This window comes from Caballeronia novacaledonica (assembly GCF_900258035.1).
GTDB lineage: Bacteria > Pseudomonadota > Gammaproteobacteria > Burkholderiales > Burkholderiaceae > Caballeronia > Caballeronia novacaledonica.
Genome location: NZ_OGTP01000012.1, coordinates 113,071 through 138,402, shown reverse-complemented (window position 1 = coordinate 138,402; position 25,332 = coordinate 113,071). Strand labels below are relative to the sequence as shown.

At 63.9% G+C, this 25,332-nt stretch carries 23 protein-coding genes and 1 tRNA gene; 13 read left to right on the top strand and 11 right to left on the bottom strand.

Annotation, left to right across the window (positions count from 1 at the left end; all coding sequences use genetic code 11):
* The first annotated feature begins 501 nt into the window (after nucleotides 1–501).
* From NOV72_RS18330 to NOV72_RS18315, 4 genes are all read left to right on the top strand, one after another.
* Nucleotides 502–1,617 carry a polyamine ABC transporter substrate-binding protein gene (locus tag NOV72_RS18330; RefSeq protein ID WP_425428739.1) on the top strand — a complete coding sequence of 372 codons (1,116 nt, stop codon included), beginning with the start codon at nucleotides 502–504 and terminating at the stop codon, nucleotides 1,615–1,617.
* A gap of 128 nt (nucleotides 1,618–1,745) precedes the next feature.
* Nucleotides 1,746–2,918, top strand: a complete 1,173-nt coding sequence (locus NOV72_RS18325; RefSeq protein WP_106856007.1) for an ABC transporter ATP-binding protein — start codon at nucleotides 1,746–1,748, stop codon at nucleotides 2,916–2,918.
* A complete protein-coding gene (locus NOV72_RS18320) occupies nucleotides 2,915–3,820 on the top strand; it encodes an ABC transporter permease subunit (RefSeq protein ID WP_106856006.1) in 906 nt (301 codons plus the stop codon). The genes NOV72_RS18325 and NOV72_RS18320 overlap by 4 nt, the downstream gene beginning before the upstream one ends.
* Nucleotides 3,820–4,635 (top strand): ABC transporter permease subunit, encoded by an 816-nt coding sequence (locus tag NOV72_RS18315; RefSeq protein WP_106856048.1) that lies wholly within the window; start codon nucleotides 3,820–3,822, stop codon nucleotides 4,633–4,635. Before NOV72_RS18320 ends, NOV72_RS18315 begins: the two co-directional genes overlap by 1 nt.
* Nucleotides 4,636–4,646: 11 nt before the next feature.
* On the opposite strand, the gene NOV72_RS18310 is transcribed toward NOV72_RS18315, so the two are convergent.
* The 4 genes from NOV72_RS18310 to mfd form a co-directional block, all read right to left on the bottom strand.
* Nucleotides 4,647–5,651 carry a threonine/serine dehydratase family protein gene (locus NOV72_RS18310; protein ID WP_106856005.1) on the bottom strand — a complete coding sequence of 335 codons (1,005 nt, stop codon included), beginning with the start codon at nucleotides 5,649–5,651 and terminating at the stop codon, nucleotides 4,647–4,649.
* Nucleotides 5,652–5,671: 20 nt separating this feature from the next.
* Nucleotides 5,672–6,898 carry an acetylornithine deacetylase gene (gene argE, locus NOV72_RS18305; protein ID WP_106856004.1) on the bottom strand — a complete coding sequence of 409 codons (1,227 nt, stop codon included), beginning with the start codon at nucleotides 6,896–6,898 and terminating at the stop codon, nucleotides 5,672–5,674.
* Between the two features lie 575 nt (nucleotides 6,899–7,473).
* Nucleotides 7,474–7,731 (bottom strand): hypothetical protein, encoded by a 258-nt coding sequence (locus tag NOV72_RS32005; protein ID WP_146150019.1) that lies wholly within the window; start codon nucleotides 7,729–7,731, stop codon nucleotides 7,474–7,476.
* 19 nt (nucleotides 7,732–7,750) lie between these two features.
* A complete protein-coding gene (gene mfd / locus NOV72_RS18295; protein WP_106856002.1) occupies nucleotides 7,751–11,227 on the bottom strand; it encodes a transcription-repair coupling factor in 3,477 nt (1,158 codons plus the stop codon).
* Nucleotides 11,228–11,366: 139 nt separating this feature from the next.
* Here mfd and ispD point away from each other — a divergent pair, with 139 nt between their 5' ends.
* Together ispD and ispF are read left to right on the top strand one after the other, a co-directional pair.
* Nucleotides 11,367–12,089: a 2-C-methyl-D-erythritol 4-phosphate cytidylyltransferase gene (ispD, locus tag NOV72_RS18290; protein ID WP_106856047.1), complete on the top strand. Its 723-nt coding sequence runs from the start codon at nucleotides 11,367–11,369 to the stop codon at nucleotides 12,087–12,089.
* A gap of 26 nt (nucleotides 12,090–12,115) precedes the next feature.
* Nucleotides 12,116–12,607, top strand: coding sequence for a 2-C-methyl-D-erythritol 2,4-cyclodiphosphate synthase (gene ispF, locus NOV72_RS18285; RefSeq protein WP_106856001.1), 492 nt, complete (start codon nucleotides 12,116–12,118; stop codon nucleotides 12,605–12,607).
* A 7-nt stretch (nucleotides 12,608–12,614) separates the two neighbouring features.
* Here ispF and NOV72_RS18280 read toward each other — a convergent pair whose 3' ends face one another.
* From NOV72_RS18280 to ompR, 4 genes are all read right to left on the bottom strand, one after another.
* Nucleotides 12,615–13,139 carry a carboxymuconolactone decarboxylase family protein gene (locus tag NOV72_RS18280; RefSeq protein WP_106856000.1) on the bottom strand — a complete coding sequence of 175 codons (525 nt, stop codon included), beginning with the start codon at nucleotides 13,137–13,139 and terminating at the stop codon, nucleotides 12,615–12,617.
* Nucleotides 13,140–13,225: 86 nt separating this feature from the next.
* Nucleotides 13,226–13,774 carry a peroxiredoxin gene (locus tag NOV72_RS18275; protein ID WP_035498713.1) on the bottom strand — a complete coding sequence of 183 codons (549 nt, stop codon included), beginning with the start codon at nucleotides 13,772–13,774 and terminating at the stop codon, nucleotides 13,226–13,228.
* Nucleotides 13,775–13,951: 177 nt separating this feature from the next.
* The gene (locus tag NOV72_RS18270; RefSeq protein WP_106855999.1) at nucleotides 13,952–15,316 is read right to left on the bottom strand and encodes an ATP-binding protein; all 1,365 of its coding nucleotides are present in this window, start codon (nucleotides 15,314–15,316) and stop codon (nucleotides 13,952–13,954) included.
* 62 nt (nucleotides 15,317–15,378) lie between these two features.
* Entirely contained in the window at nucleotides 15,379–16,104 is a 726-nt protein-coding gene (ompR, locus tag NOV72_RS18265; protein ID WP_008349770.1) for an osmolarity response regulator transcription factor OmpR, read from the bottom strand.
* A gap of 271 nt (nucleotides 16,105–16,375) precedes the next feature.
* Between ompR and NOV72_RS18260 the strand changes: the two genes are divergently transcribed.
* Together NOV72_RS18260 and NOV72_RS18255 are read left to right on the top strand one after the other, a co-directional pair.
* Complete coding sequence (locus tag NOV72_RS18260) at nucleotides 16,376–16,720, top strand: hypothetical protein (protein ID WP_245933081.1); 345 nt, start codon at nucleotides 16,376–16,378, stop codon at nucleotides 16,718–16,720.
* Nucleotides 16,721–16,735: 15 nt separating this feature from the next.
* Nucleotides 16,736–17,638, top strand: coding sequence for a DUF1501 domain-containing protein (locus NOV72_RS18255; protein WP_106855997.1), 903 nt, complete (start codon nucleotides 16,736–16,738; stop codon nucleotides 17,636–17,638).
* On the opposite strand, the gene NOV72_RS18250 is transcribed toward NOV72_RS18255, so the two are convergent.
* Nucleotides 17,635–18,477 (bottom strand): squalene/phytoene synthase family protein, encoded by an 843-nt coding sequence (locus NOV72_RS18250; protein ID WP_106855996.1) that lies wholly within the window; start codon nucleotides 18,475–18,477, stop codon nucleotides 17,635–17,637. The two genes, NOV72_RS18255 and NOV72_RS18250, sit on opposite strands and share 4 nt — an antisense overlap.
* A gap of 207 nt (nucleotides 18,478–18,684) precedes the next feature.
* Here NOV72_RS18250 and NOV72_RS18245 point away from each other — a divergent pair, with 207 nt between their 5' ends.
* The gene (locus NOV72_RS18245; RefSeq protein WP_106855995.1) at nucleotides 18,685–19,071 is read left to right on the top strand and encodes a DUF5594 family protein; all 387 of its coding nucleotides are present in this window, start codon (nucleotides 18,685–18,687) and stop codon (nucleotides 19,069–19,071) included.
* A gap of 58 nt (nucleotides 19,072–19,129) precedes the next feature.
* Here NOV72_RS18245 and NOV72_RS18240 read toward each other — a convergent pair.
* A tRNA-Leu gene (locus NOV72_RS18240) sits at nucleotides 19,130–19,216 on the bottom strand.
* Between the two features lie 252 nt (nucleotides 19,217–19,468).
* On the opposite strand from NOV72_RS18240, the gene NOV72_RS18235 reads away from it, so the two are divergent.
* Both NOV72_RS18235 and NOV72_RS18230 read left to right on the top strand, forming a co-directional pair.
* The gene (locus NOV72_RS18235) at nucleotides 19,469–19,840 is read left to right on the top strand and encodes a DUF2946 domain-containing protein (protein ID WP_106855994.1); all 372 of its coding nucleotides are present in this window, start codon (nucleotides 19,469–19,471) and stop codon (nucleotides 19,838–19,840) included.
* Nucleotides 19,841–19,946: 106 nt separating this feature from the next.
* On the top strand, nucleotides 19,947–21,365 hold the full coding sequence (locus NOV72_RS18230; RefSeq protein ID WP_106855993.1) for a PepSY-associated TM helix domain-containing protein: 1,419 nt from the start codon (nucleotides 19,947–19,949) through the stop codon (nucleotides 21,363–21,365).
* Between the two features lie 24 nt (nucleotides 21,366–21,389).
* On the opposite strand, the gene NOV72_RS18225 is transcribed toward NOV72_RS18230, so the two are convergent.
* Nucleotides 21,390–22,538 carry a glycerate kinase family protein gene (locus tag NOV72_RS18225; RefSeq protein ID WP_106855992.1) on the bottom strand — a complete coding sequence of 383 codons (1,149 nt, stop codon included), beginning with the start codon at nucleotides 22,536–22,538 and terminating at the stop codon, nucleotides 21,390–21,392.
* Between the two features lie 527 nt (nucleotides 22,539–23,065).
* Here NOV72_RS18225 and tig point away from each other — a divergent pair.
* Both tig and clpP read left to right on the top strand, forming a co-directional pair.
* Nucleotides 23,066–24,412 carry a trigger factor gene (tig, locus tag NOV72_RS18220; RefSeq protein ID WP_106855991.1) on the top strand — a complete coding sequence of 449 codons (1,347 nt, stop codon included), beginning with the start codon at nucleotides 23,066–23,068 and terminating at the stop codon, nucleotides 24,410–24,412.
* A 138-nt stretch (nucleotides 24,413–24,550) separates the two neighbouring features.
* Nucleotides 24,551–25,204 carry an ATP-dependent Clp endopeptidase proteolytic subunit ClpP gene (gene clpP, locus NOV72_RS18215; RefSeq protein ID WP_035498698.1) on the top strand — a complete coding sequence of 218 codons (654 nt, stop codon included), beginning with the start codon at nucleotides 24,551–24,553 and terminating at the stop codon, nucleotides 25,202–25,204.
* Nucleotides 25,205–25,332: the final 128 nt, after the last annotated feature.

Sequence of the window (25,332 nt, the reverse complement as noted above, 5' to 3'; positions counted from 1 at the left end):
AATAGCGATGCAACGGTGGCGTATCAGTCGTATACGTGCGCGTTGCCGGTTCAGATGACGCCGCACTGCGCGGCGCGCGTCGAATTGGCTCGCAACAACTGTTCCGCTGGCTATTCGTCAGGCGCGGGCGCCCATTCACGGGACGCCGGAGGCCGATCGCGAATAATGACATTGCAGCGGGCTTACGCGCCTGCGTCTCCTTTTGACGAGTGTGGTTTTATCAGATGCCGCCGGCGTCGATTAAGGGCTAAAATGCGCGCACTTTCCCGCCGGCCGCGCATGACGCGAAGCCGTCGAGAGGCCCGACTGACAAGACTCTGGCCGCGCCGCGCAAGGGCGTGTGCATTTTGCGCGACACGCGGCTTTTTATTTTTTGTCGAGCATGCGTTTAATGGTAGTTTTCGGGGTTTTAAGGGAGTCGCGGGCCATTTCGGCGATGCGGCACTGCGCCGGGCCGGCACGGCGCGACATCGTGACAAGTCGGAACAAGGGAGAATCGAAATGAACCAGAAACTGGCGGGCCGCACGGCCAAGCTGGCGGGCGCGCTGGCATGTGCGGCGATGCTGACTCCGCTCGCGGCCTCCGCGAAAGACACGCAGTTGAATGTGTACAACTGGTCGGACTATATCGCGAAGGACACGATTCCCAACTTCACCAAGCAGACCGGCATCAAGGTGAAGTACGACAACTACGACAGCGACGACACCCTTCAGGCCAAGCTCCTCACCGGCCGTTCCGGCTATGACATCGTCGTGCCGACGAGCAATTACGCGGGCAAGCAGATCGCCGCGAACATCTTCTCGCCGCTCGACAAGTCGAAGCTGCCCAATCTCAAGTATCTCGATCCCGACCTGATGAAGCTCGTCGAGGGCGCGGACCCGGGCAACAAGTACGTGGTGCCTTGGGCCTACGGCACGACCGGCCTCGGCTACAACGTCGACAAGGCCAAACAGATTCTGGGCGCGAACACCGAGCTGAACAACTGGGACATCCTCTTCAAGCCCGAGAACATCTCGAAGCTGAAGGCGTGCGGCGTCTCGGTGCTCGACGCGCCCGACCAGATGTTCGCGGCCGCGCTGCACTACATCGGCAAGGATCCGATGAGCACGAATCCGGCCGACTATCGCGAGGCGCTCGCGATGATGAAAAAAATCCGCCCGTACATCACGCAGTTCAACTCGTCGGGCTATATCAACGACATGGTCGGCGGCGACATCTGCTTCACCTACGGCTGGTCGGGCGACGTCGTGATCGCGAAGCATCGCGCGGTCGACGCGAAGAAGCCGTTCAAGATCGAATACTACGTTCCGAAGGGCGGCGCGCCCGTGTGGTTCGACGTGATGGCGATCCCGAAGGACGCGAAGAACAAGGAAGCCGCGCACGAGTGGATCAACTACATCGAGACGCCGCAGGTTCACGCCGCGATCACGAACGCGGTCTACTACCCGAGCGCGAATCTCGAAGCGCGCAAGTACGTGGACAAGGATGTCGCGAACGATCCGGCCGTGTATCCGCCGCAGGACGTCATCAAGACGCTGTTCCTGCTGAAGCCGCTGCCGCCTGAAATCCAGCGCCTGCAGACGCGGCTCTGGACGGAATTCAAGTCCGGCCGATGAACCCCGAAAGCCGGTTATTCTTTTGAATCGACGAAGCCCCTGGACCTCCGGGGGCTTTGTTCGTGACCGCATCGCACAATGGGCGAGTCACGCGAGACGCATGGAAACAAGGAGTCGAACAGGCAATCATGAGTGAGCAGTCGAGCGCGTTGAAGGCAGCGCCTAATTCCGGCCGGCGCGAGCCGGGCATTTCTCCATCGGCCCCCGGCACGGACGACAACTTCGTGCAGATCGTCGACGTCGTGAAGAAATTCGGCGAGACGACGGCGGTGCGGGGCGTCAACCTGTCAGTGAAGAAGGGCGAGCTGTTCGCGCTGCTCGGCAGTTCGGGCTGCGGCAAGTCCACGCTTCTGCGCATGCTCGCCGGGCTGGAGTCGGTAACCGAAGGGCAGATCCTGATCGACGGCGAAGACCTCGCGAAGATGCCGCCGTATAACCGGCCCGTGAACATGATGTTCCAGTCCTATGCGCTCTTTCCGCACATGAGCGTGGAATCGAACGTGGCGTTCGGGCTGAAGCAGGAAGGCGTGAAGGGCGGCGAACTGAAGGATCGCGTGAACAATGCGCTCGAACTCGTGCAGATGGCGAAGTTCGCGAAGCGCAAGCCGCATCAGCTTTCGGGCGGCCAGCAGCAGCGCGTCGCGCTCGCGCGCAGTCTCGTGAAGCGCCCGAAGCTACTTCTGCTCGACGAGCCGATGTCCGCGCTCGACAAGCAAATCCGCCAGCGCACGCAGATCGAGCTCGTCAACATTCTCGATCAGGTGGGCGTGACCTGCATCATGGTGACGCACGATCAGGAAGAGGCGATGACGATGGCCAATCGTCTCGCCGTGATGAGCGAAGGGCAGATCGTGCAGCTCGGCACGCCGCACGAAGTCTATGAATATCCGAACACGCGCTTCTCGGCGCAGTTCATCGGCTCGACCAATCTCTTCGACGGCAATGTCGTGGAAGACGAGCCGGACCACGTGTTCGTCGAATCGCCGGAACTGCCCGTGCGTCTTTATGTGAGCCACGGCATCACCGGGCCGCTCGGCATGCCGGTGACGATCTCCGTGCGGCCCGAGCGCATCGCGCTCACCCGCAAGCCGCCCGAAGGCACGTTCAACTGGGGCCGCGGCAGGGTGACGAACATCGCGTACATGGGCGGCTACACGCTCTATCACGTGACGCTCGATTCGGGCAAGGTCGTGGTTGCGAACCTGTCGAGCCTCGCGATCGGCGAGATCGATTCGCCCACCTTCGACGACGAAGTCTACGTGCGCTGGAGCGCGTCCGCGGGCGTGGTGCTGACCTCATGATGAAGCTGCTCAACCGTTTCGGCGTGTCGGGACGCACGCTCGTCATCGGCGGGCCGTATGTGTGGCTCCTGCTGCTGTTCTTCGTGCCGTTCCTGCTCGTCGTGAAGATCAGCTTCGCGGACAGCCAGCTCGGCATTCCGCCGTACACGGATCTCGTGTCGATGGAAGAAGGCGTGATGCACATCGCGCTCGACTTCGCGCACTACGCGTTTCTCGTGCAGGACAGCCTGTACTTCGCGACCTACCTGAACTCGCTGCTGGTCGCGGCGGTGTCGACGCTGCTGTGTCTCGTGATCGGCTATCCGATGGCGTATTACATCGCGCGCTCGAATCCGTCCTCGCGCAACATCCTGATGATGGCCGTGATGCTGCCGTTCTGGACGTCGTTCCTGATCCGCGTGTATGCGTGGATCGGCATTCTCAAGAACAACGGACTGCTGAACAATTTTCTGATGTCGATTGGCCTGCTGCATTCGCCGATCGAGCTGTATCACACGAATATCGCGGTGTATATCGGCATGGTGTATTCGTATCTGCCGTTTCTCGTGATGCCGCTCTACGCGCACCTCGTGAAAATGGACCTGACCTTGCTCGAAGCGGCCTACGATCTCGGCGCGAAACCCTGGAAGGCGTTCGTGCAGATCACGTTGCCGTTGTCGAAGAACGGCATCATCGCGGGCTGTCTGCTCGTGTTCATCCCGGCGGTGGGCGAGTACGTGATTCCCGAACTGCTCGGCGGCGCGGACACGCTGATGATCGGCCGCGTCATGTGGAACGAGTTCTTCAACAACGCAGACTGGCCGATGGCCTCCGCCGTCACCTGCGCGATGGTCCTGCTGCTGCTCGTGCCGATGGCGCTCTTCCAGCACTTCCAGGCGAAGCAACTGGAGGAAAAGCGATGATCAAGGTGAGCCGTCCGTTGCAATTCACCGCGCTCGGGCTCGGGTTCGCGTTTCTCTATATCCCGATCCTGAGCCTCATCGTTTATTCGTTCAACGACTCGCCGCTCGTCACCGTCTGGACGGAACCGTCGCTCAAGTGGTATCGCGCGCTCATCACGGATGACGAACTCATCAACGCCGCGTGGCTGTCGTTGCGCATCGCGTTTTTCACGGCGTGCGCGTCGGTCGTGATCGGCACGTGGGCGGGTTTCGTGCTGGCGCGCATGGGACGCTTCAAGGGCTTCACGCTCTACGCGGGCATGATCAACGCGCCGCTCGTGATTCCCGAAGTCATTCAGGGCATTTCGCTGCTGTTGCTGTTCGTCGAAATGGCGAAGCTCATCGGCTGGCCCGATCGCGGCTTCTTCACGATCTGGATCGGGCACGTGATGCTGTGCATTTCTTATGTGGCGATCATCGTGGAATCGCGTGTGCGGGAACTGAATCCGTCGCTGGAGGAGGCCGCGCTCGATCTCGGCGCGACGCCGCTGCGCGTGTTTTTCGCGATCACGCTGCCGTTGATTTCGCAGGCGCTCGTCGCGGGCTGGCTCCTGTCGTTCACGCTGTCGATCGATGACCTCGTGCTCTCGGCGTTCCTCTCCGGCCCCGGCTCGACGACGCTGCCGCTCGTCGTGTTTTCGCGCGTGCGGCTAGGTCTGAATCCGGAGATGAACGCGCTCGCGACCTTGTTCATCGCGCTCGTGACCATGGGTGTGATCGCGGCGAACGCCTTCATGCAGCGCAGCGAGCGCAGACGGCTCGCGGGCGTGATGTAGCGTTGAATGTTTCAGGCGCTCGCCAGATGCTTCGCGAACGTCGCCGGGTCGGTATTCGTGCCGCACAGCAGCACGCCGACGCGCTTGCCCTGCAACCGCTCGCGCAACGGGCCGAGCAGGGCGGCCGTGGCCGCCGCGCAAGCCGGTTCGACCGCGAGCTTGAGTTCGCCGAATAGCTGCAGCATGCCTTGCCGCAACGCGCTGTCGGACACGGTCACGATATCGTCGATATGCCGGCGGCATAGCTCATAGCTGTACTGCTCGGTGTGCGGGGCCATCAGCGAATCGGCGATGCCGTGCATCGCGCCCATCTTGATCGTGTGATTCGCTTCGAAGCTGCGCTTCATCGCGTCCGATCCTTCCGGCTCCACACCGAAGACATGCAGCGACGGATTCGCGAGACGCATCGCCGTCGAAACGCCCGCGGCCAGGCCGCCTCCGCCGATCGGCAGGATCACCGCGTCGAGATCGGGCGCCTGCGAGGTCCACTCGTAGCCGAGCGTCGCCGTGCCGAGCACCGTGCGATAGCCGTTGAACGGATGGATGAAGACGCGTCCTTCTTCCGCTTCGACGCGCCGCACGACATCGAATGCCTCGGCGACGTTTTCCGCGAACACGACTTCCGCGCCGAAGCGCCGGCACAGCGCGACACGCGCCGGACTCGCGCTCTTGATGATGACGACCTTCGCGCCCACGCCCATGCGCTGCGCCGCGTAGGCCACGGCCACCGCGTGATTGCCCGCCGATACGCAGGTGACGCCCGCCGAGCGTTCGCTGTCCGAGAGCGCGAGGATGTTCGAGAACGCGCCGCGCGCCTTGAACGTGCCGCTCGCCTGCAGCAACTCGAATTTGAACGTGATCGGCGTGCCTTCGAGCGTCGGGAAATCGTGACGCTCGAAGGTCGGCGTGCGCGCGACCCAGGGCGTGAGCGCCATGTGCTGCTCGGCGATTTCGTCGAGCGTCGGAATCGGCGTGCCGTCGATCGTATTGTCGGAATGCTGCGTGGCGGTGGACATGGCTGTTTGTTCTGAAAAGGTCAGCGGGCCTGCGCCTCGACGGACATGCTGTGAATGAACTTGCCCAGAAACGCCTCGCACTGGACGAGCTGTTCGAGCGACACGTACTCGTTCGCCTTGTGCGCCTGCTCGATATTGCCCGGACCGCACACGATGCTCGGCACGCCCGCATTCGCGAACAGGCCCGCTTCGGTGCCATACGCGACCTTGCGCTTGTCCTGGTTTTCCGTGAGCGCGCGCACGAGCTGCGTGATCGCGGCCTGCTCGGTGGCGTCGAGGCCCGGCGCCGACGCGAGCTTCGTGAATTCGATGGCCGCCTTGCCGTGCTCCTTCAGCATCTTCGGCAGCAGCGTGTCGTGCGCGTACGATTCGATTCGTTCGAAGATCTGGTCCGGGTCGATCGTCGGCAGATTGCGGAATTCGAACTCGAAGTTGCATTCGGCGGGCACGGTGTTGATCGCGTTGCCGCCTTTGATCGTGCTCGTCTGACCGGTGGTGAAGGGCACGTCGTAAAGCTCGTCGAAGGGACCGTTCGCGCGGAACTCGTCGACGAGATCGCGGATATGGCAGATGAGCCGCGCCGCATATTCGATCGCGTTCAGGCCCTTCGGCGTCAGCGACGAATGCGCGGCGAACCCGCGCACGCAGCAGTGATACGTGTTGATGCCTTTGTGCGCGATGACCGGTCGCATCGACGTCGGTTCGCCGACGATGCAGCCGTCCGGCTTCAGGCCGCGCTTTTGCAGGTCCGCGATCATCAGCGGCGCGCCCGCGCAGCCGACTTCTTCGTCGTAGGAGAGCGCGAAGTGGATGGGTTTCGCGAGCTTCGTCGCCTGCATCTTCGGCAGCAATGCGAGCGCTGCGCCGATGAAGCCTTTCATGTCGCACGAGCCGCGGCCAAAGAGCAGGCCGTCGCGGACTTCGGGCTTGAACGGGTCGCTCTGCCAGTCTTGGCCATCGACCGGCACGACATCGGTGTGACCCGACAGCACGATGCCGCCGTTGGTCTCGCCGTCGTGCGCCGGGACCGTGGCGAAGAGGTTCGCCCACTGGCCGCGCGGATCGTTGGTGATGGTCGCTTCGATGCCCGACTTGCGCAGTTCGTCGCGGACCGTTTCGATCAGGCCGAGGTTCGGATTGCGGCTGACCGTATCGATGGAAACCAGCCGTTCGATCCACGGCAGGGAGACGGGCGTTTCGGTCGTGGATTGGGCTTCGAGATGCGCCGCATCGGCGGTCTGTGACATTTTTTGACTCCTGCGGGGAGGTTTGATCATAGCCCAAATGGGGGATGCTGGCCTGCATCCTTGAGGCTTTTGGGTTTCGGCTTTCGTTTCGACGGATCCCGTTTTCGTGTCGGTCTATTAGCGTTGCCCCTGTGCGGGGCGGCAGTCACTTTCTTTGCTGCTGCAAAGAAAGTAACCAAAGAAAGCAGCTTTTCAGGCCCGCGGTCACACGCAACTTGGCCACTTTTCTCCCCCAAGTTGGCACTCGCCTAAAGAGTGCCCTCATCACAATCACCGGGCTTGGATCGCGCACGGTCTGACAAGCTACTTGTTTTAGGGCGCTGGTTCAGCACGAAATAGCATCGGCACAGCGCTTCGCGCTGCCGCTGGGTATGCAAGGGAAACCGACGAATAACGACCGCGGTGAGATGGCGGCGTTAGCAAGACAGCACGGGCCGACCCGATTGACCGGTCGGCCGCGAAGCGGGCCGGAGCTATTTGGTGCTGAACCAGCACGCTAAAACATGTGGTGCGGCAGACCGTGCGCGGTCCACGCCGCGCGAGACCTTTGAGCGCACTCGCTACTGCCGGGCCATTCAGCCAATCGCCTGTGCCGCGGCCGGCATGAAGTGCTTAGGCTGGGGATAGCTGCTTTCTTTGGTTACTTTCTTTGCAGCAGCAAAGAAAGTGACTGCCGCCCCGCACAGGGGCAACGCCAATAAACCGACACGAAAGCAAGTTTCACTCACCCAAAGAGCCCCCGCGCCGAACGCGATAAAAGCTGCTTTCTTTGGCCACTTTATTTGCAGCAGCAAAGAAAGTAACTGCCGCGCCCCGCACAGGGGCAACGCCAATAAACCACCCTCCAAACCCCTATCTCGCAGCCGCAGCCGGCTGCCGCACCGGCCCGCCCAGTGCCCGCAGCGTCTCCTTGACCGTGGAAATCCGCACCGCGAGATCGGGGCTTCGCGATTCGATCCGCAATTTGTCCTGCCCCGCGAGCTTGATGTGCTTGTGCTTCTGAACCATCTCGATGATCTTCATGCCATCGACAGGCGGATTCGGGATGAATTGCAGCGAGATGGACTGCTCGGCCGCATCGATCTTCGAGATGCCGAGCGGCTTCGCGGCCAGTCGCAGCCGATGCGTCTCCACCAGCGCATGCGCCTGCGGCGGCAGCTTGCCGAACCGGTCGACGAGCTCCTCGAGAATGCCGTCGATGGCATCGCTCGATTCGCAATTCGCAAGCCGCTTGTAGAGCGACAGACGCTCCTGCACGTCGCCGCAATAATCGGCGGGCAGAATCGCGGGCGCGTGCAGGTTGATCTCGGTGGTCGCGGCGAGCGGCGCGTTCAAGTCCGGCTCGCGGCCTTCCTTCAGCGCGCGCACCGCGTCGTTCAACATGTCGGTGTAAAGCTGGAAACCGATCTCGTGAATCTCGCCCGATTGCTTGTCGCCCAGCACTTCGCCGGTGCCGCGAATTTCGAGGTCGTGCATCGCCAGATAGAAGCCCGAGCCGAGCTCTTCCATCTGCTGAATCGCTTCGAGCCGGCGCTGCGCCTGCTTCGTCAACGACTGCGGATCGTGCACGAGCAGATACGCATACGCCTGGTGATGCGAGCGCCCGACGCGTCCGCGCAACTGATGCAACTGCGCAAGACCGAACTTGTCCGCGCGATGCATGAGGATCGTGTTCGCGCTCGGCACGTCGATGCCCGTTTCGATGATCGTCGTGCACAACAGCACGTTCGCGCGCTGTCCGACGAAGTCGCGCATCACGCGTTCGAGTTCGCGTTCGTGCATCTGTCCATGCGCCACTGCAATGCGCGCTTCCGGCACCAGCGCCTCCAGCATCGTGCGGCGATTCTCGATCGTCTCGACTTCGTTGTGCAGGAAGTACACCTGGCCGCCGCGCTTGAGCTCGCGCAGCATCGCCTCGCGGATCACGCCGTCTTCCTCGCGCCGCACGAAGGTCTTGATCGCGAGCCGCTTCTGCGGCGCGGTCGCGATCACGGAGAAATCGCGCAGACCTTCGAGGGCCATGCCGAGCGTGCGGGGAATCGGCGTCGCGGTGAGCGTGAGCACGTCGACTTCGGCGCGCAGCGCCTTCAACGCTTCCTTCTGCCGCACGCCGAAACGGTGTTCCTCGTCGATGATCACGAGCCCGAGCCGCTTGAACTTCACATCGCCCGACAAGAGCTTGTGCGTGCCGATGACGATATCGACCGAGCCTTCGTTGATCTGCTGCACGGCCGTCGACACTTCCTTGCCCGTCTTGAAGCGCGACAGCTCCGCGATCCGCACGGGCCAGTCGGCGAAGCGGTCGGTGAAAGTCTGCGTGTGCTGCTCGGCGAGCAGCGTGGTGGGCGAGAGAATCGCGACCTGCTTGCCCGCCATCACCGCGATGAACGCGGCGCGCAGCGCCACTTCCGTCTTGCCGAAGCCGACGTCGCCGCACACGAGACGGTCCATCGGCTTGCCGCTCGTCATGTCGCCGATCACCGCTGCGATCGCCGCGGCCTGATCCGGCGTTTCCTCGAAGCCGAAGCTCTCCGCGAACTTCACATAGTCGCGCGGTTCGAGCTTGAACGCATAGCCTTCGCGCGCGGCGCGGCGCGCGTAGAGATTGAGCAGTTCGGCGGCCGTGTCGCGGATTTGTTGGGCGGCCTTGCGCTTGGCCTTTTCCCACTGGCCGGAGCCGAGCGTATGCAGAGGCGCGCTCTCCGGGTCCGCGCCGCTGTAGCGCGAGATCACGTGCAACTGCGCGACCGGCACGTACAACTTCGATTCGTTCTGGTACTCGAGATGCAGGAATTCGGTTTCGCCTTCGCCCAGATCCATCGACACGAGGCCCATGTAGCGGCCGATGCCGTGCTGCGCATGCACGACGGGATCGCCCACTTTCAACTCGGCGAGATCGCGGACCATCGAATCGACGTTGCTCGCCTGTTCCTGCCGGCGTCGGCCGGCGCGGCGCGCGAGCGGTCCGTAAAGCTCCGTCTCGGTGATGATCGACAGCTTCTCGGCGGGCAGCGCGAAGCCGTTGGCCAGCGGCGCGATGCCGAGCGTGAATTTGCCGTCGCTCGTGAGCCATTCCTGGAACGTGTCGCGCGACTCGCCGCGCAGGCCGTTGTCCGCCAGCAGTTGCTGCATCGTTTCGCGCCGCCCCGCCGATTCCGCGACGAGCATCACGCGGTTCTCCGTCTGCTCCAGATAATGGCGCAGCGCGAGCAAGGGTTCGTCGGCGTGGCGGTCGAGCGCGAGGCCCGGCAGCGGCGCCGCCCAGCCGCCTTCCGGCGTGCTCGGGAATTTCAGTTGCGCGAAGGGTTTGGCGAACGTGAAGAAATCGTCGTCGGTCAGAAAGAGCCGGCGCGGTTCGAGCAAGGGCCGCTCACGGTCGTGCGAAAGAAAGTCGTAGCGCTGCTTCGTGTCGTGCGTGAAGCGTTTGATCGCCGCGTCCATGTCGCCGACGAACACGAGTTGCGAGCCTTCCGGCAGATAGTGGAAGAGCGTGGCGGTTTCGTCGAAAAAGAGCGGCAAATAGTATTCGATGCCCGCCGACGGCACGCCGTTGCCGATGTCCTTGTAAATCTGCGAGCGGCTCGGATCGCCCTCGAAGACTTCGCGCCAGCGGCTGCGAAAGGCGGTGCGCGCGGCTTCGTCGAACGGAAACTCGCGGCCGGGCAAGAGACGCACGTCGCGCACGGGATAGAGGCTGCGCTGCGTGTCGGGATCGAATGCGCGGATGGAGTCGACCTGATCGTCGAACAGGTCGATGCGATAGGGCAGCGCCGAGCCCATCGGATACAGATCGATGAGCGAGCCGCGCACGCAGTATTCGCCCGGCCGCACGACCTGGCTCACGTGCTCGTAGCCCGCGAGCGTCAATTGCGCCTTGAGCTTGGCCTCGTTCAGGCGCTCGCCCTGCGTGAACGAGAACGTGTAGGCCGCGAGAAACGACGCGGGCGGCATGCGATAGAGCGCCGTCGTCGCGGGCACGATCAGGATGTCGCAACGGCCTTCGCCCAGATCGTGCAACGTGGCGAGACGCTCGGAAACGAGGTCCTGGTGCGGCGAAAAGGTGTCGTACGGCAGCGTTTCCCAGTCGGGCAAAAGCCGCACGCGCGCATCCGGCGCGAAAAAGGGGATTTCGGCGGCGAGACGCTGCGCATCGACGGCGCTGGCGGTCACGACCGTCAGCAGCGGCACGCCCTCGCGATACGCGGCGCGATAGCGCGCGATGGCGAGCGCATCGGCGGAGCCTGCGGCGCCGTCGAAGACGAAGCGCTGGCCCGGCTTCACGAGCGCGATGGGAGAACTGGACTGCGCGTTGACGGCTTTGGAAGGCATAGAGTGTGCATGGAGCCGTCCGGCGAACACGGGTTCGGAAACTCGAACCGGCGTCGGCGGGACGTGGTCGCGAAAGACCTATTATAAAATCCGGGCTTCGACTTTGACTTGTTCACCTCATCTGCCCGTGTATTCGCCCGTGACTTCGCGCCTGTTTTCACTGATTCCCTGCGCCGGAACCGGCAGCCGTTCCGGTGCGCCGATGCCGAAGCAATACCAGACCATCGCGGGCCGCCCGATGCTCGCGTACTCGCTCGCGGCATTCGACGCCTGCTCCGAATTCTCGCAGACGCTCGTCGTGCTCGCACCGGACGATCATCATTTCGACGCCCGCCGCTTCGCCGGTTTGCGTTTCGCGGTGGAGCGCTGCGGCGGCGCCTCGCGGCAGGCGTCGGTGTACAACGGGCTGCTCGCGCTCGCGAGATTCGGCGCGCGCGATGACGACTGGGTTCTCGTGCACGACGCCGCGCGCCCCGGCATCACGCCGGAGCTGATTCGCAAACTTGTCGCGGAACTGCGCGATGATACGGTCGGCGGCATTCTGGCGCTGCCGGTCGCGGATACGCTCAAGCGCGTCGCACCGACCATGCCCGACGTGCCGTCCGGCGACGCGCGCGTGGCCCGCACGGAATCGCGCGACGGGCTCTGGCAGGCGCAGACGCCGCAAATGTTCCGGCTCGGCATGCTGCGCGAAGCGATCGAGCGTGCGCGTCACGACGGCCACGACCTCACCGACGAAGCAAGCGCCGTCGAATGGCTCGGACACTCGCCGAAGCTGGTTCAGGGCAGCTTGCGCAACTTCAAGGTGACCTACCCGGAAGATTTCGCGCTCGCGGGCGCGATCCTCTCCGCGAACGCCTGACTCACACTCAACGAAGGTTTGAATCGATGGATTTCAGAATCGGACAAGGGTACGACGTCCACCAGCTCGTCGAAGGCCGCCCGCTCATCATCGGCGGCGTGACGATTCCCTACGAGCGCGGCCTGCTCGGCCATTCCGACGCCGACGTGCTCCTGCACGCGATCACCGATGCGCTTTTCGGCGCCGCCGCGCTCGGCGATATCGGCCGGCATTTTCCGGACACGGCGACGGAATTCGCCGGCGCCGACAGCCGCGTGCTGCTGCGCGAGGCCTTCAGGCGCGTGTCGGAAGCGGGATTCGCGATCGCGAACGTCGATAGCACGATCATCGCGCAGGCGCCGAAACTGAGCCCGCATATCGACGCGATGCGCGCGAACATCGCCGCCGATCTCGATCTTTCGCTCGACCGCGTGAACGTGAAGGCCAAAACGAACGAAAAGCTCGGCTATCTCGGCCGCAAGGAAGGCATCGAGGCGCAGGCGGCGGTGCTGCTGCGGCGGACGTCGATCGACGGCTGATCGCGCGTTACTTTCCTTCCGCTTCGATCGTCAGCGCGACGGCGTTGATCACCGCCGCGATGCGGCCGACGTCGCGCAATTGCGTCGTCGACATGCCTTCGGTCACGAGATTTTCGTAGTGCGACTTCACGCAGAAGTGGCACTTGCCGATGATCGACGCCGCGAGCGCGTACATCTCGAAGCGCCGCTTGTCGACGCCGCCATGCGACGCATACGCGTTCATGCGCAAGCCGGCGGGCTGCGTCTTGAGATCGGCGTTGTCGGCCATCTCCAGATACGGATACCAGACGTTGTTCATGCCCATGAGCGCGGCGGCGGTCAGCACGGCGCTGGTTTCTTCCGGCGACAGCACGCCCGCATTGCGGATGATGCCGACGAGCTTCGTCGCTTTCGCGGCATACGCGGCGGCCAGCGCGACCCCGACGGCATCGTTGCCTTCGAGCGACGAGCGGGCAATCGTGCCGTCGACGTTCAGGCGAATGTCCTTCGCGTAGTCGGGCACGAGTTCCTTGATCGCGGACAGAAATTCCATTGTTTTCTCCTATTCGATGGCGTTAAAAAGCCCGCCGCGACCGAACTCGCTCGGCCGAAGGCGGGCTTTGCGGCATCTGGAAACGCTTACAGCGTCGAGCCGCCGACCGCGCGGTTGCACGGGCACAGTTCGTCCGTTTGCAGACCGTCGAGAATGCGCAGCACTTCCTCCGGGCTGCGGCCCACGTTCAGGTTGTTGACGGACACGTGCTGAATGACGTTGTCCGGATCGACGATGAACGTCGCGCGCAGCGCCACGCCGGCTTCCTTGTCGCGCACGCCGAGCTGATCGATCAACTCGCCTTTCACGTCGCCGAACGCATAGTGGTTCAGCTTGTTCAGGTCCTTGTGCTCGCGGCGCCATGCCAGCTTGACGAACTCGTTATCGACGCTGCCGCCGAGCAGAACCGCGTCGCGATCCTCGAAGTCCTTCGCCAGCTTCGCGAACTCGACGATTTCCGTCGGGCACACGAACGTGAAGTCCTTCGGATAGAAGTAGATGATCTTCCACTTGCCCGGAAACGACTGCTCGGTGATTTCCTCGAAAGCGGACTGGCCGTTTTCTTCGTGATGGTTGAAACCCGGCTTCGCAGCGGTGACGGTGAATGCTTCGACTTTATCGCCAACGGTCTTCATGCAGAAACTCCCGTGAAATCGTTGAAAGGACAAACTCATTCAAACTACCGGATCGCCATAACGCTCGCGTGACATTTTCATGCCAGGCGTGCTGCGCGTTAACCCGATTGATCTTAACTCGATTTAAATAATCGGTTCGTCGCCGGTAGCGGGCGAAAAGTCGATAAAGAAGGACGTTTAGCCTTCGAAGCGCGCGCCGCCTTTCATCGGCGGGAAATCGATGGTCACTTCGAAGCCGGGAAGCGGCGTGCGGTTGCGCAGCCGCAGCGTGCCGCGTTGACGCGTGACGAGGCGCTGAACGATGGCCATGCCGAGGCCCGTGCCGTTCGCTTGCGTGCGCGCCGTGTCGACGCGATAGAACGGGCGCGTGATGAGCGCCACCTGATCGTCTGGAATGCCGCGGCCCTCGTCCATCACGGAGAGTTCGACCTTGCCGTGCGCGACGCGCGTCTGCAGCGTGATCCGCGCGATGTCGTCCTGTTCGCTGCGGCCGTATTTGCGCGCGTTTTCCAGCAGATTGCCGACCACGCGGCGCGCATCGGTCGGATCGCCTTCGATGACCGCGCCCTGCGCGAGGTCGGTGCGCATCACGACGCCGTCGTCGGCCTGGAAGCGCGCGGCGAGCTCGCTCGCGATCATCGAGAGATCCACCGCTTCGGGCATGCGCTGCATCGGCCGCGCGTAGTCGAGGAAGCGGCCGATGATCATGTCCATCTGCTCGATGTCGTCGATCATCGCGAGCTTGGTCGCTTCGTCCGACGGGCTCATCTCGGTTTCGAGACGCAGGCGCGCGAGCGGCGTGCGCAAATCGTGCGAAATGCCCGCGAGCATCAGCGCGCGATCCGCTTCGAGCTGCTCGAGATCCTGCACCATCTGGTTGAAGCTTCGATTGGTTTCCGCCGCCACGCCCATGCCGCGCTCGGGCAAGGCCTCCGGCGACTGCCCCGAGCCGACCTTGCGCGCCGCGAGCGCGAGGCGCGCGAACGGCCGGTTCACGAGACTCGTGATGAACGCCGCGCCGAACAACGACAGCGCGAGCGCGAACACGCCCCAGCCGGCCCATTGCAGGCCGGTGACGGTGTCGAGCTGATCGCGGTCGAGCGCGACCCAGTAGTCGTCGTCGTCGATCTTGAAGCTGATCCAGACGCCCGGAATGTCGTTCACCGATTGCGCGATGATCGTCTCGTTGCCGAGCCGCCCGCGCACGTCGCGCTCGATCAGCCGGTTGAGCGACTCGTCCGGCTGCAGCTTGTATTTGTCGGTGGTCTCGCGCGGATACACGCGCACGCCTTCGTTGCTCTCCAGATCCTGAAGCAGCGCGCGGCGCAGATCGGGGTCGGAATAGAGCAGGGCGGTGCGCGTGAGCTTGACCACGGCGACGAGCTGAAGCGCCACGCGCTGCGCGCGCGGCTCGCGCTCGATCACGCGAAAGCTCTGAAACCACGCCGTCAGACTGACGGCGATGAGCAGCGCGATCAGCGCGAAGGTTCGCCAGAACAGACCGCCGAACGCGAGCGCCAGTAGCCGCCTGTCGATGCGCATGGGTCTGTCGGGTTCAGCTCGGTGAAGGGGAGAAAGCGTGACGAAACTCGCTCAAATATCGCTCAGGCCGCGCCGTCGGGAATGAAGACGTAGCCGAGTCCCCACACGGTCTGGATGAAACGCGGGCTGCTGGGGTCCGGCTCGATCAGCTTGCGCAAACGCGAGATCTGCACGTCGAGACTGCGATCGAACACTTCGTATTCACGACCGCGCGCGAGTTCCATCAGCTTCTCGCGCGAGAGCGGCTGGCGCGGATGACGCGCGAACACCTTCAGCACCGAAAACTCGCCGGTGGTGAGCGGAATTTCCTGGCCGTTCTTCGTAAGCGTGCGCGTGGCAAGGTTCAGCGCGAACTCGCCGAACTCGAACACTTCGGTGGTTTCGGACGGCGCGCCCGGCAATTCGGACGGCGTCTGGCGACGCAGCACCGCATGAATGCGCGCGACGAGCTCGCGCGGATTGAACGGCTTCGGCAGATAGTCGTCCGCACCCATTTCGAGTCCGACGATGCGATCCACATCTTCACCCTTTGCGGTGAGCATGATGATCGGCGTGCGATCGTTGCTGCCGCGCAGACGCCGGCAGATGGAAAGACCGTCTTCGCCGGGCAACATCAGGTCGAGCACGAGCAAATCGAAACGCTCGCGCACCCAGAGCTTGTTCATCGACGGCGCGTTTTCCGCGACGTAGACGTTGAAGCCCTGTTCGCCGAGGTAGCGCCGCAGCAGATCGCGCAGGCGCGGATCGTCGTCGACGACGAGAATTTTTGAAGGGTTCTTGGTTTCCATGGCGGCATCTTAGCGCGTTTGGTCAAACGCCGAGTTTGTAACAAAAGCGAGTGTAACAGTTGGTTACAAAATTTACGGGGACTGTGGCACGGCCTAAGGGTTTGCTGCGTACACTGCTTTACCTAAGCCCGCCATTCGGTAGATACTCCATTAGACCAGCGCGTCGTGCGGCCCGACCAAGCCCCTGTGAGACGCGCGCGAAAAGAATGAGGCTGTCCGGTTGTCGAGCAACGAAGGGAACAACATGAAGGGAGCGCGGCAGCGCGGACCCGTGCGCAGCGAGCGCATCTTCAGAAAGACACTTCTTGCCAGTGCGCTCTACGCAGTACTGAGCACACCTCACGCCTATGCCCAGTCGAGCATTTTCGACCGTGGCGCCTCCAGTTCGCAGAATCGTTTCGATGGCCGCATCATTCGCGCGCAGCAGCGCATGACCAAGAGTGCGGCGCCTTCAGGCCAGGATCACGATCCGAAAGCGCCGGCCATGCAGCCCATCCAGCAAGTCGATCAGGCGCCGCCCGCGCGCCCGCCGCGCCACACGGTGATGACCGCCGACGAGCGGCGTCTTCTGCGGCAGCACATCGAAGAAGCGGTGCGCGATCTCTACAAGCGATAAGCGGCGCAACCCGCGATGAACCGACGTCACTTCCTCTCGCTTGCCGGCGCGTTCGCGGGATTGTCGGGCAGCATCGAAGAAGCGTTCGCTATCGCACATTCCGGCTCTACGTCTTCCATTCGTTCGCTCGTGATCGTCGATCTCGACGGCGGCAACGATGGACTCAACACCGTCATTCCGATCGCAGACCCTCGCTATCGCGCGTTGCGGCCGAGTCTCGCGATATCGAAAAATCACGCATTGACGCTCGACGAGCGCACGGCCTTGCATCCGTCGCTCTTGCCGCTGATGGACGCGTGGCGCGCGAACGAACTCGCGATCGTGCAGGGCGTCGGTTATGACGCGCCCAATCGGTCGCATTACCGCTCGCGCCAGATCTGGGAGACCGCGTCGCATGCGAATGAGTATCGCGCCGATGGCTGGCTCGATCGTCTGAACGCCGTCACCGAAGTCACGACATTCAAGGCCGCGGGCGATGCGCTCGCGCGCGGCGTGAACGTGATCCGAGTCGCGCTGTACGGCTTCGATACGCACGAGAATCAAGGGCGCCGGCATGCTGCGTGTCTTGCTCGATTGGCCGAAGGACTCGCATCGCTGCGTGCATCATTGGTCGCGTCCGGTGCGTGGGACCGTGCGCTCGTGATGACGCGATCGGAATTCGGACGCGCCGCGCGTGAAAACGCCGCGGGCGGCACGGAGCACGGCGCGGCGTCGGCGCATTTCGTGATGGGCGGAGGCGTGCGCGGCGGACTGTTCGGCATGCCGCCGCGACTCGATCGACTCGATGCGGACGGCGGCTTGCCCGTCGGCATCGACTTCAGAAGGTTGTATGCGACGGTCCTCGACGCATGCTGGAAGACCGATTCAGCATCGATCCTCGGAACGCGTTTCGAGCCGCTGCCGATTCTGCGCGTCTAACGCGCGCGCCACGTGATCCACAGCTTGCGGATCGGCGTGAGCGCGATGCGCTGATGCAGCACCTTGAAATCTTCCCGTTCGATTTCGTCGAAGAGCGCGAGCGACAGCGCGGCCTGCGCGCGCAGCACGCGCTGCGTCGCGCGTTCCGAAGCGGGCATGGCGGCGAGTGCATCGTTCAGCGCTTGCCGGGCGCGGCCCGTCTGAAAGCGCATGAGATCCGTGAAGGCATCGCCGTACTTGCGATTGATGACGTCCGCAGCCGTCACGTTGAAGCGCTGCAATTCGTCGATGGGAATATAGATGCGGCCGTGGCGCGCATCGTCGCCGATTTCCTGAACGCGCTCGGCGAGCAGCAGCGCCGATCCGAGCGGCGCGGCCCACGCGGCGGCCGCGCCCGGATCGCGCGCGCTCGCACGCGCAAGCGCCGTCGCGAACGCGCCGCCGGTCTGATCGAGATAGCGTTTGAAACCGCGCCAGTCGAGATAGCGCGCCTGATCGAGATCCATGCCGAAACCATCGACGACCGCGGCGAGCGACGCACGCCCGGCATCGTCCAGAACGGGATGCGCGGCAACGCCCGCATGCGCCTGCAAGGCTTTCGTGACCGGATGCGTCGGCTCGCCGCCATCCAGCCGGCCGAGCTCGCTCTGCCACCATGCGTGCTTCGTGCGGCCGATGGTCGGATCGCTCGTTTCCTTCACGGTCTCTTCGAGTTCGCGATAGAGCGCGTAGAGCGCGGTCAGAAGCGGCTGGCGCGCGGCCGGCGCGCGGCGCAGCGCGTAGTACGTGCCGGAACCTTCGGGGGCGGCCTTTTGCTGGCAATAATCGTCGAAATTCACGAACGGGACTTGTGGGGTTCGTTGGAGAGGCGTCGTGGGTGTGTTCCGTGGCGGACCGACGCACGGGCGCTCATTTTATCCGGCGAGGCGCGGGTTCGCTGCCGGCCGATGCGTGCCGCAAGATTGTGCGCCGAACCACCGACGCTGCGCTTCGCGCTTGCAACACTGCGGGCATCGACTTCATCGGCGCGCGAAGCCGGAGGCATCATGGCCTTGAGCAAATCCGAGAACCGGCAATTCGGCGACAAATGTCTGCCTCATCTCGTGCGTAGCGTGGCGACGGATTTCGGCTTCGACTTTCGCGTGTGTCCGCGACAGATGCACGTTTCGCCGACAGTGGGCCTGCATATCACCGCCAGCCGCCGCGCCGACGCCAGGCTCACTTTCCCGCTCAACGTCTTCGTGATCTGGCAGCCGACGTGCGTGCGGCGGTTTCTGTCGCATGTCGACCGGCCGACCGCCGCTGCCCGCGCGAGCGAGCAAATACCGGAGGAGATCAGGCGGGTGATGGAACGGGCGGGCATCGACTTCGCGGGCCGCTCGCAGGCGAAAGGCGAAGTGATGATGGTCGAGCTGGGCGACATCAGCATCTAGCCAGCGAAAGCCGGGCCTAAAAACAAAAAACCCCTTTGCCGAAGAAAGGGGTTTCGTGTGGTGCGAGGAGCGGGACTCGAACCCGCACACCCTTGCGGGCGTCAGGACCTAAACCTGGTGCGTCTACCAATTTCGCCATCCTCGCAGCACGACGAGCGCTCGGGGCTGATTCGGTGACGATTCGCGCCCGGCGATGCCGCCGTGTCCAGCACCGGTCCACTGTGCCAAGCCCGAGATTCTAACCGATCCGTCTGACGATGTCTGCGAAATTGCGTCAAAGCTCCCCGCGCTGCCGGACGTGCGCATGAGCGCCGATTCCGGACATAGATACCGGGAGATTGCCGCTGTACCATCCGCTGCCTACAATTTCGCACATTCGGCAATCACGCTCTCGCTCATGACTCGCAACGCACGCAAACGCTTCGTCGCATGGCTCGGCATCGCCGCCATGTGGCTCGCGATCGTCGCGCCGGTCATCAGCCAGACGCTCGCCGCGCGCAACGCCGCGACCGATCCGCACGCGATCCTCTGCACGGTCGATGCATCCGCCACGGATGCGCACGCGAGCCATCACGACGCCGCGAATCATTTCGACGCCTGCTCGTACTGCGGACTGCTCGCGCACGATCTGCCCGTCGCAACGGACGTCGCGCATGATGCCGCTTCGATCGAGCGCGTCACGCGCGCCCCGGCGTTTGCGAGCGCCGATTCGGTCGCATCCAAGTCCTTCAACGCCGCGAGCCCGCGCGCGCCTCCCGTTCTCTCCTGACACCGTCTTTCGTCTCATCGGCGCGCTCTGCGCGCGAACGCGTCGGCGTTCGCGCCGGCATCGGCGTGCACGCTCATCGAAACGCAAACACTCAACGAGAAACACCATGCTTGCACCCAACCCGAACGCGGAAGTCATCGCGCATCGCCGCACGCTCTGGCGCTGGCATTTCTATGCGGGACTCTTCGTGATGCCGCTGCTCGTCGTGCTCGCGATCACGGGCACGATCTACTGCTTCCAGCCGCAGATCGAGCCGCTTCTGTATCGCGACCGGATGGTCGTCGCCGATACGCACGGCCCGCAGCTTTCCCGCGACGCCCTGCTCGCGAAGGCCGCCGCGAGCGAGCCGCGCGGCGCCGTGCCGACGCTCGCGCAAATCGAAGCCGATCGCACGCGCAGCGCCGAATTCGTCTTTCGCCTGCCATCGGGCGAGAGCGAAAGCGTGTATGTGAATCCGTACGACGGCGCGGTGCTCGGCACGCTCTCCGTCGAACATCGGCTGATGAAGCAGGTGCGCAATCTGCATCGCGGGCTGATGCTCGGCAAGACCGGCGAACTCGTGATGGAACTCGCCGGCTGCTGGACGCTCGTGATGATCGGCACGGGCATCGCGCTGTGGTGGCCGAGCCGGTCGAATGCGCGGCAGGGCGGCGTGTGGCTGCCGCGTCTGTCGCTGCAAGGACGCGCGTGGTGGCGCGATCTGCATGCGGTGGGCGGCATCTGGCTCGCTATCGGCGCGTTGTTCTTCGTGATGTCCGGACTGCCGTGGTCGGGATCGTGGGGCAAGGAGTTCAAGGCGCTCGCGACATCGGCGTCGCTCGGCTATCCGAAGGGCGCGTGGGGCGAAGCGCATGTGCATTCGGCCGCGCCCGGCGCCGCATCGAAAAACGCCGACGAGCACGCGATGCACGGCATGCACATGAAGATGGACGATCTCCCGCTGCATCAGACGCCGTGGGCCGTCGGCGCGACGACCGTGCCCGACAGCGCCGATGCGTCGTCGCCGGCTGCGCGCGCGTCGCTCGACGACGTGGTCGCGATCGCCGCGAAAAACGGTATCGCCGACGACTACGGCATCGCGCTGCCCGACAAGCCGACGGGCGTCTACACAGTCTCGTATTTTCCCGCCGACCCGCGCGCCGAACGCACGCTGCACATCGACCGGTACAGCGGCCGCGTGCTGTCCGACATCGATTACGCGAGCTATGGACGCATCGCGCAGTGGATTTCGTACGGCACGTCGCTGCACATGGGCCGCTACTTCGGGCTCGCGAATCAGATCGTCTGCGCGGCGATCTCGCTCGGACTCGCGACGCTTGCCGTGACGGGTTTCGTCATGTGGTGGAAGCGTCGGCCCGCGCGTGAGCTCGGCGCCCCGGCGAGACCGGTCAAACGGCCGCCGATGCGCGCGTGGCGCGGCGGCCTGACCTTGCTGGGCATTTTTTTCCCGCTGATGGGCGCGACGATGCTCGCCGTCTGGTGCATCGACCGCCTCGCGTTCGGCGCGAAGCGCGCGGCTGCGTGAAGCGGTTGCGCGCGTTCCCGGCGTTCAGATCGAACCGAATCTGAGCCGCGTGAGTTGCTCGGCTTCGTTCGCGAGCAGCCGCGCGGCGTCGCGGATCGCCGTTTCCAGCGTGATCGGGCCGGGCGCGGGCGAGAAGCAGCCGCTGAAGAACTCGGAAAGCCGCGGCAGCGCGGCCGAATCGACCGCGCCCGACAGCAGCGACGCCGGCACGCCCTGATCGCGCGCGTGCTTGCACGCGATGAAGGGCGCCTTGCCGTGCAGCGTCTGGACGTCCGTACGGCCTTCGCCGGTGATCAGCCAGTTCGCGCCTTCGAGCGCGGCATCGAGGCCGATTTCCCGCGCGACGACTTCCGCGCCCGTCTCGAAGCGCGCGCCGAGCATGTGCAGCGCGAAACCGAGTCCGCCCGCCGCGCCCGCGCCGGGTTCGTCGCGCTTCGCGACGCCCATCGCGGGTTCGAGCAGATCGGCGAAATGGGCGAGGGCGGCGTCGATCTCCGCCACTTGTTCCGGCGTCACGCCTTTTTGCGGACCGAAGATCGCGGTCGCGCCGTGATCGCCGGTCAGCGGATTGTCGACGTCCGACATGCCGACGAACTCCGCGTCCTTCACGCGCGGATCGAGCTTCGACGCGTCGATGCGCGCGATCTGCGCCAGCGCCGACGGCACCGGCGCGAGTTCCTTGCCGGCCGCATCGAACAGTTTGAGCCCGAGGCCGACGAGCAGGCCCGCGCCGCCGTCATTAGTGCTGCTGCCGCCGAGCGCGACGTAGAACTTGCGCGCGCCGGAATCGAGCAGCGCGCGAATCGCCTCGCCCATGCCGAGCGTGCTGCGCTCGGTGACGGGCACGGCCATGCCGTCCGGATCGGTGATGCCGACGACTTCCGCCGTCTCGATGATCGCGCCGCCATCGTCGAGCAGGCCGGTCGCGGCATCGCGGCGCGCGGCGGCCGCGCCGCGCACGTTGAGCATGCGGCGCTCGCCGCCCGCCGAGAGCATTGCGTCGAGCGTGCCTTCGCCGCCGTCGGCCATCGGGCGGATGCGGATGTCGGCGTCCGGCCGCGCGCGCCTGATGCCTTCCGCGATGGCGTTCGCAACGCCTTCCGCGGAGAGCGAGCCCTTGAAGGAATCGGGAGCGATGACAACGATGGGAGCAGCAGACGTGGCGTTAGGCATGGTGTCTCGAATGTTCTGGTATGGAAGGAACGTTTGAAAAGCCGCGGCGAGGGTCTCGTCCATGCATTTGTTGCATGCGCTTCATGCCCTGCGGCAATGGATTGCGCGCCGGCGGCTTCATCGCGCGAATCATGCGACGGCAAGCTTATCAGCGTGGCGCGTGCCGCAAAATAGCGGCGCGCCGATAGCGGGAATTGTGCGCGCGCACGCGCATGATGAAAACGCGGATTTACGCCGAAATCTGCTCGCAAAACACGCACTTTTTCGGACAAATTCGATTGAAACGGCGTGTTGATCGATTCGTCGGAGAAACCGCCGGAAATTGTTTGCTAAAATAGACGGCTCTGTTGACTGACACTGTGTCGGGCGACGTTCCGGCACACCGCGAGATGCGTTTTATGCGCGTCTTCCGGCGCCAGGCGTCGATTTCGGCCGGCTCACAGAAAGCCCGCACCCGGACCCGCGCCTCAAGAACCGCGGAAGAACCGAACACCGAATTTACGATTTACTTTAGGACGATTTCAGCCATGGCTAACGTAGTTGAGAACCTCGGCAAGCTCGAACGCCGCGTGACGATTTCCCTGCCGAAAGACTCGGTACAGAAGGAAGTGGATTCGCGCATCCGCCAGATGGCCAAGAGCGTGCGCATGCCGGGTTTCCGCCCGGGCAAGGTGCCGCTCAAGATGGTGACGCAGCAGTATGGCGGCCAGGTCGAAGCCGAAGTGCTGAGCGACAAGGTCGGCAAGGAATTCTTCGACGTCACGCGCGCCGAAAACCTGCGCGTCGCGGGCCAGCCGAGCTTCGCGCCGAAGTCGGAAGTCGCCGCCGACGCCTATGCGTTCGACGCGACCTTCGAAATCTATCCGGAAGTGCAACTGGGCGATGTGGCGAACGCTGAAATCGAACGCACGGTCACGACCATTTCCGAAGCCGAAGTCGATCGCACACTGGACATCCTGCGCAAGCAGCGCGTGCACTTCCACGCTCGCGGCGAAGCCGGCGAACACGGCGACGGCGGAGCGAACACGGCGGCGGCAGACGGCGACCGCGTGACGCTCGACTTCGTCGGCAAGATCGACGGTGTCGCATTCGAAGGCGGCAGCGCCGAAGACTTCGCGTTCGTGCTGGGCGAAGGCCGCATGCTGCCGGAATTCGAGCAAGCCGCAACGGGCCTGAAGGTCGGCGAAACCCGCGAGTTCGATCTCAAGTTCCCCGACGACTACCACGGCAAGGACGTGGCGGGCAAGACGGCGCAATTCACGGTCACGATCAAGAAGATCGAGTGGCCGCATCTGCCGGAAATCAACGCGGATTTCGCGAAGTCGCTCGGCATCGAAGACGGCGATCTTACGAAGATGCGCACCGAGATCAAGGACAACCTGGAGCGCGAAGCAAAGCGCCGCACGCAGCAGATCGTGAAGAACCAGGTCATGGACGCGCTCCTGAAGATTTCCGAACTGGACGTGCCGAAGGCGCTGATCGAACAGGATCAGCAGCGTCTCGTCGAGATGGCGCGTCAGGATCTGCAGCAACGCGGTGTGCCGAACGCCGCCGACGCCCCGATCCCGGCCGAAATGTTCGCCGAGCAAGCCGAGCGCCGCGTGAAGCTGGGCCTCGTGCTGGCCGAGCTGGTGAAGGCGAACGAGTTGCAGGCGAAGCCCGAGCAGATCCGTGCTGAAGTGGACGAATTCGCCAAGAGCTACGAAGACCCGAAGGAAGTCGTCCGCTGGTATTATTCGAACCAGCAGCGCCTCGCCGAGATGGAAGCGTACGTCGTGGAAAGCAACGTCGTCGATTTCGTCCTGGGCAAGGCCAAGGTGACCGACAAGGAAGTCAGCTTCGAGGAACTGGCCAGCGCAACGGCGCAAGCCTGACGCGATAGGCAAGGGGCGTGCGAGCCGTCGGACTGACGGCTCGCACGCCTTTTTTGCATTAAAGTTTGGGCGTTTGCATGCCGTTCTAGTGGATGTTCCTTTGTCGTTCAGTATCCCTATTCCGAACAAGGAAATTGCATGACCTTTCGCGCTGAATTGCTCGACACGTTGGCGTCCCACGCATCGCGGGACTTCGAAGCCCAGGCGCTCGGCCTCGTTCCGATGGTCGTGGAAACGAGCGGCCGCGGCGAGCGAGCCTATGACATTTATTCGCGTCTCCTGAAGGAGCGCGTGGTGTTTCTCGTCGGCGAGGTGAACGACCAGTCGGCGAATCTCGTCGTCGCGCAGTTGCTGTTCCTCGAAAGCGAGAATCCGGACAAGGACATCAGCCTGTACATCAACAGTCCTGGCGGCTCGGTCTCGGCCGGCATGGCGATCTACGACACCATGCAGTTCGTGAAGCCCGACGTCTCCACGCTGTGCATGGGTCTCGCCGCGAGCATGGGCGCGTTCCTGCTGGCGGCGGGCGCGAAAGGCAAGCGCGTCGCGCTGCCGAACGCGCGCGTGATGATCCACCAGCCGCTCGGCGGCGCACGCGGTCAGGCATCGGACATCGAGATCCAGGCGCGGGAAATCCTGTACCTGAAGGAACGTTTGAATCAGTTGCTGTCGCATCACACGGGTCAGCCGGTCGAGCGCATCGCGCGCGACACGGATCGCGACAACTTCATGTCCGGCGACGACGCGCAGGCTTACGGCCTCGTCGACCAGGTGCTTCACAAGCGTCCCTGAAGGCGTCCGGAGCGGCGCCGCGCCGGCGCTCGGAGACGAAAAGCCGGCCAGGAGCGCGAAGTCGCGCATGCGGCGCAACGCCAAAACGCGCTTTGTTTCGACCTCGCGGGTGCGAATCTGCGTCGTCG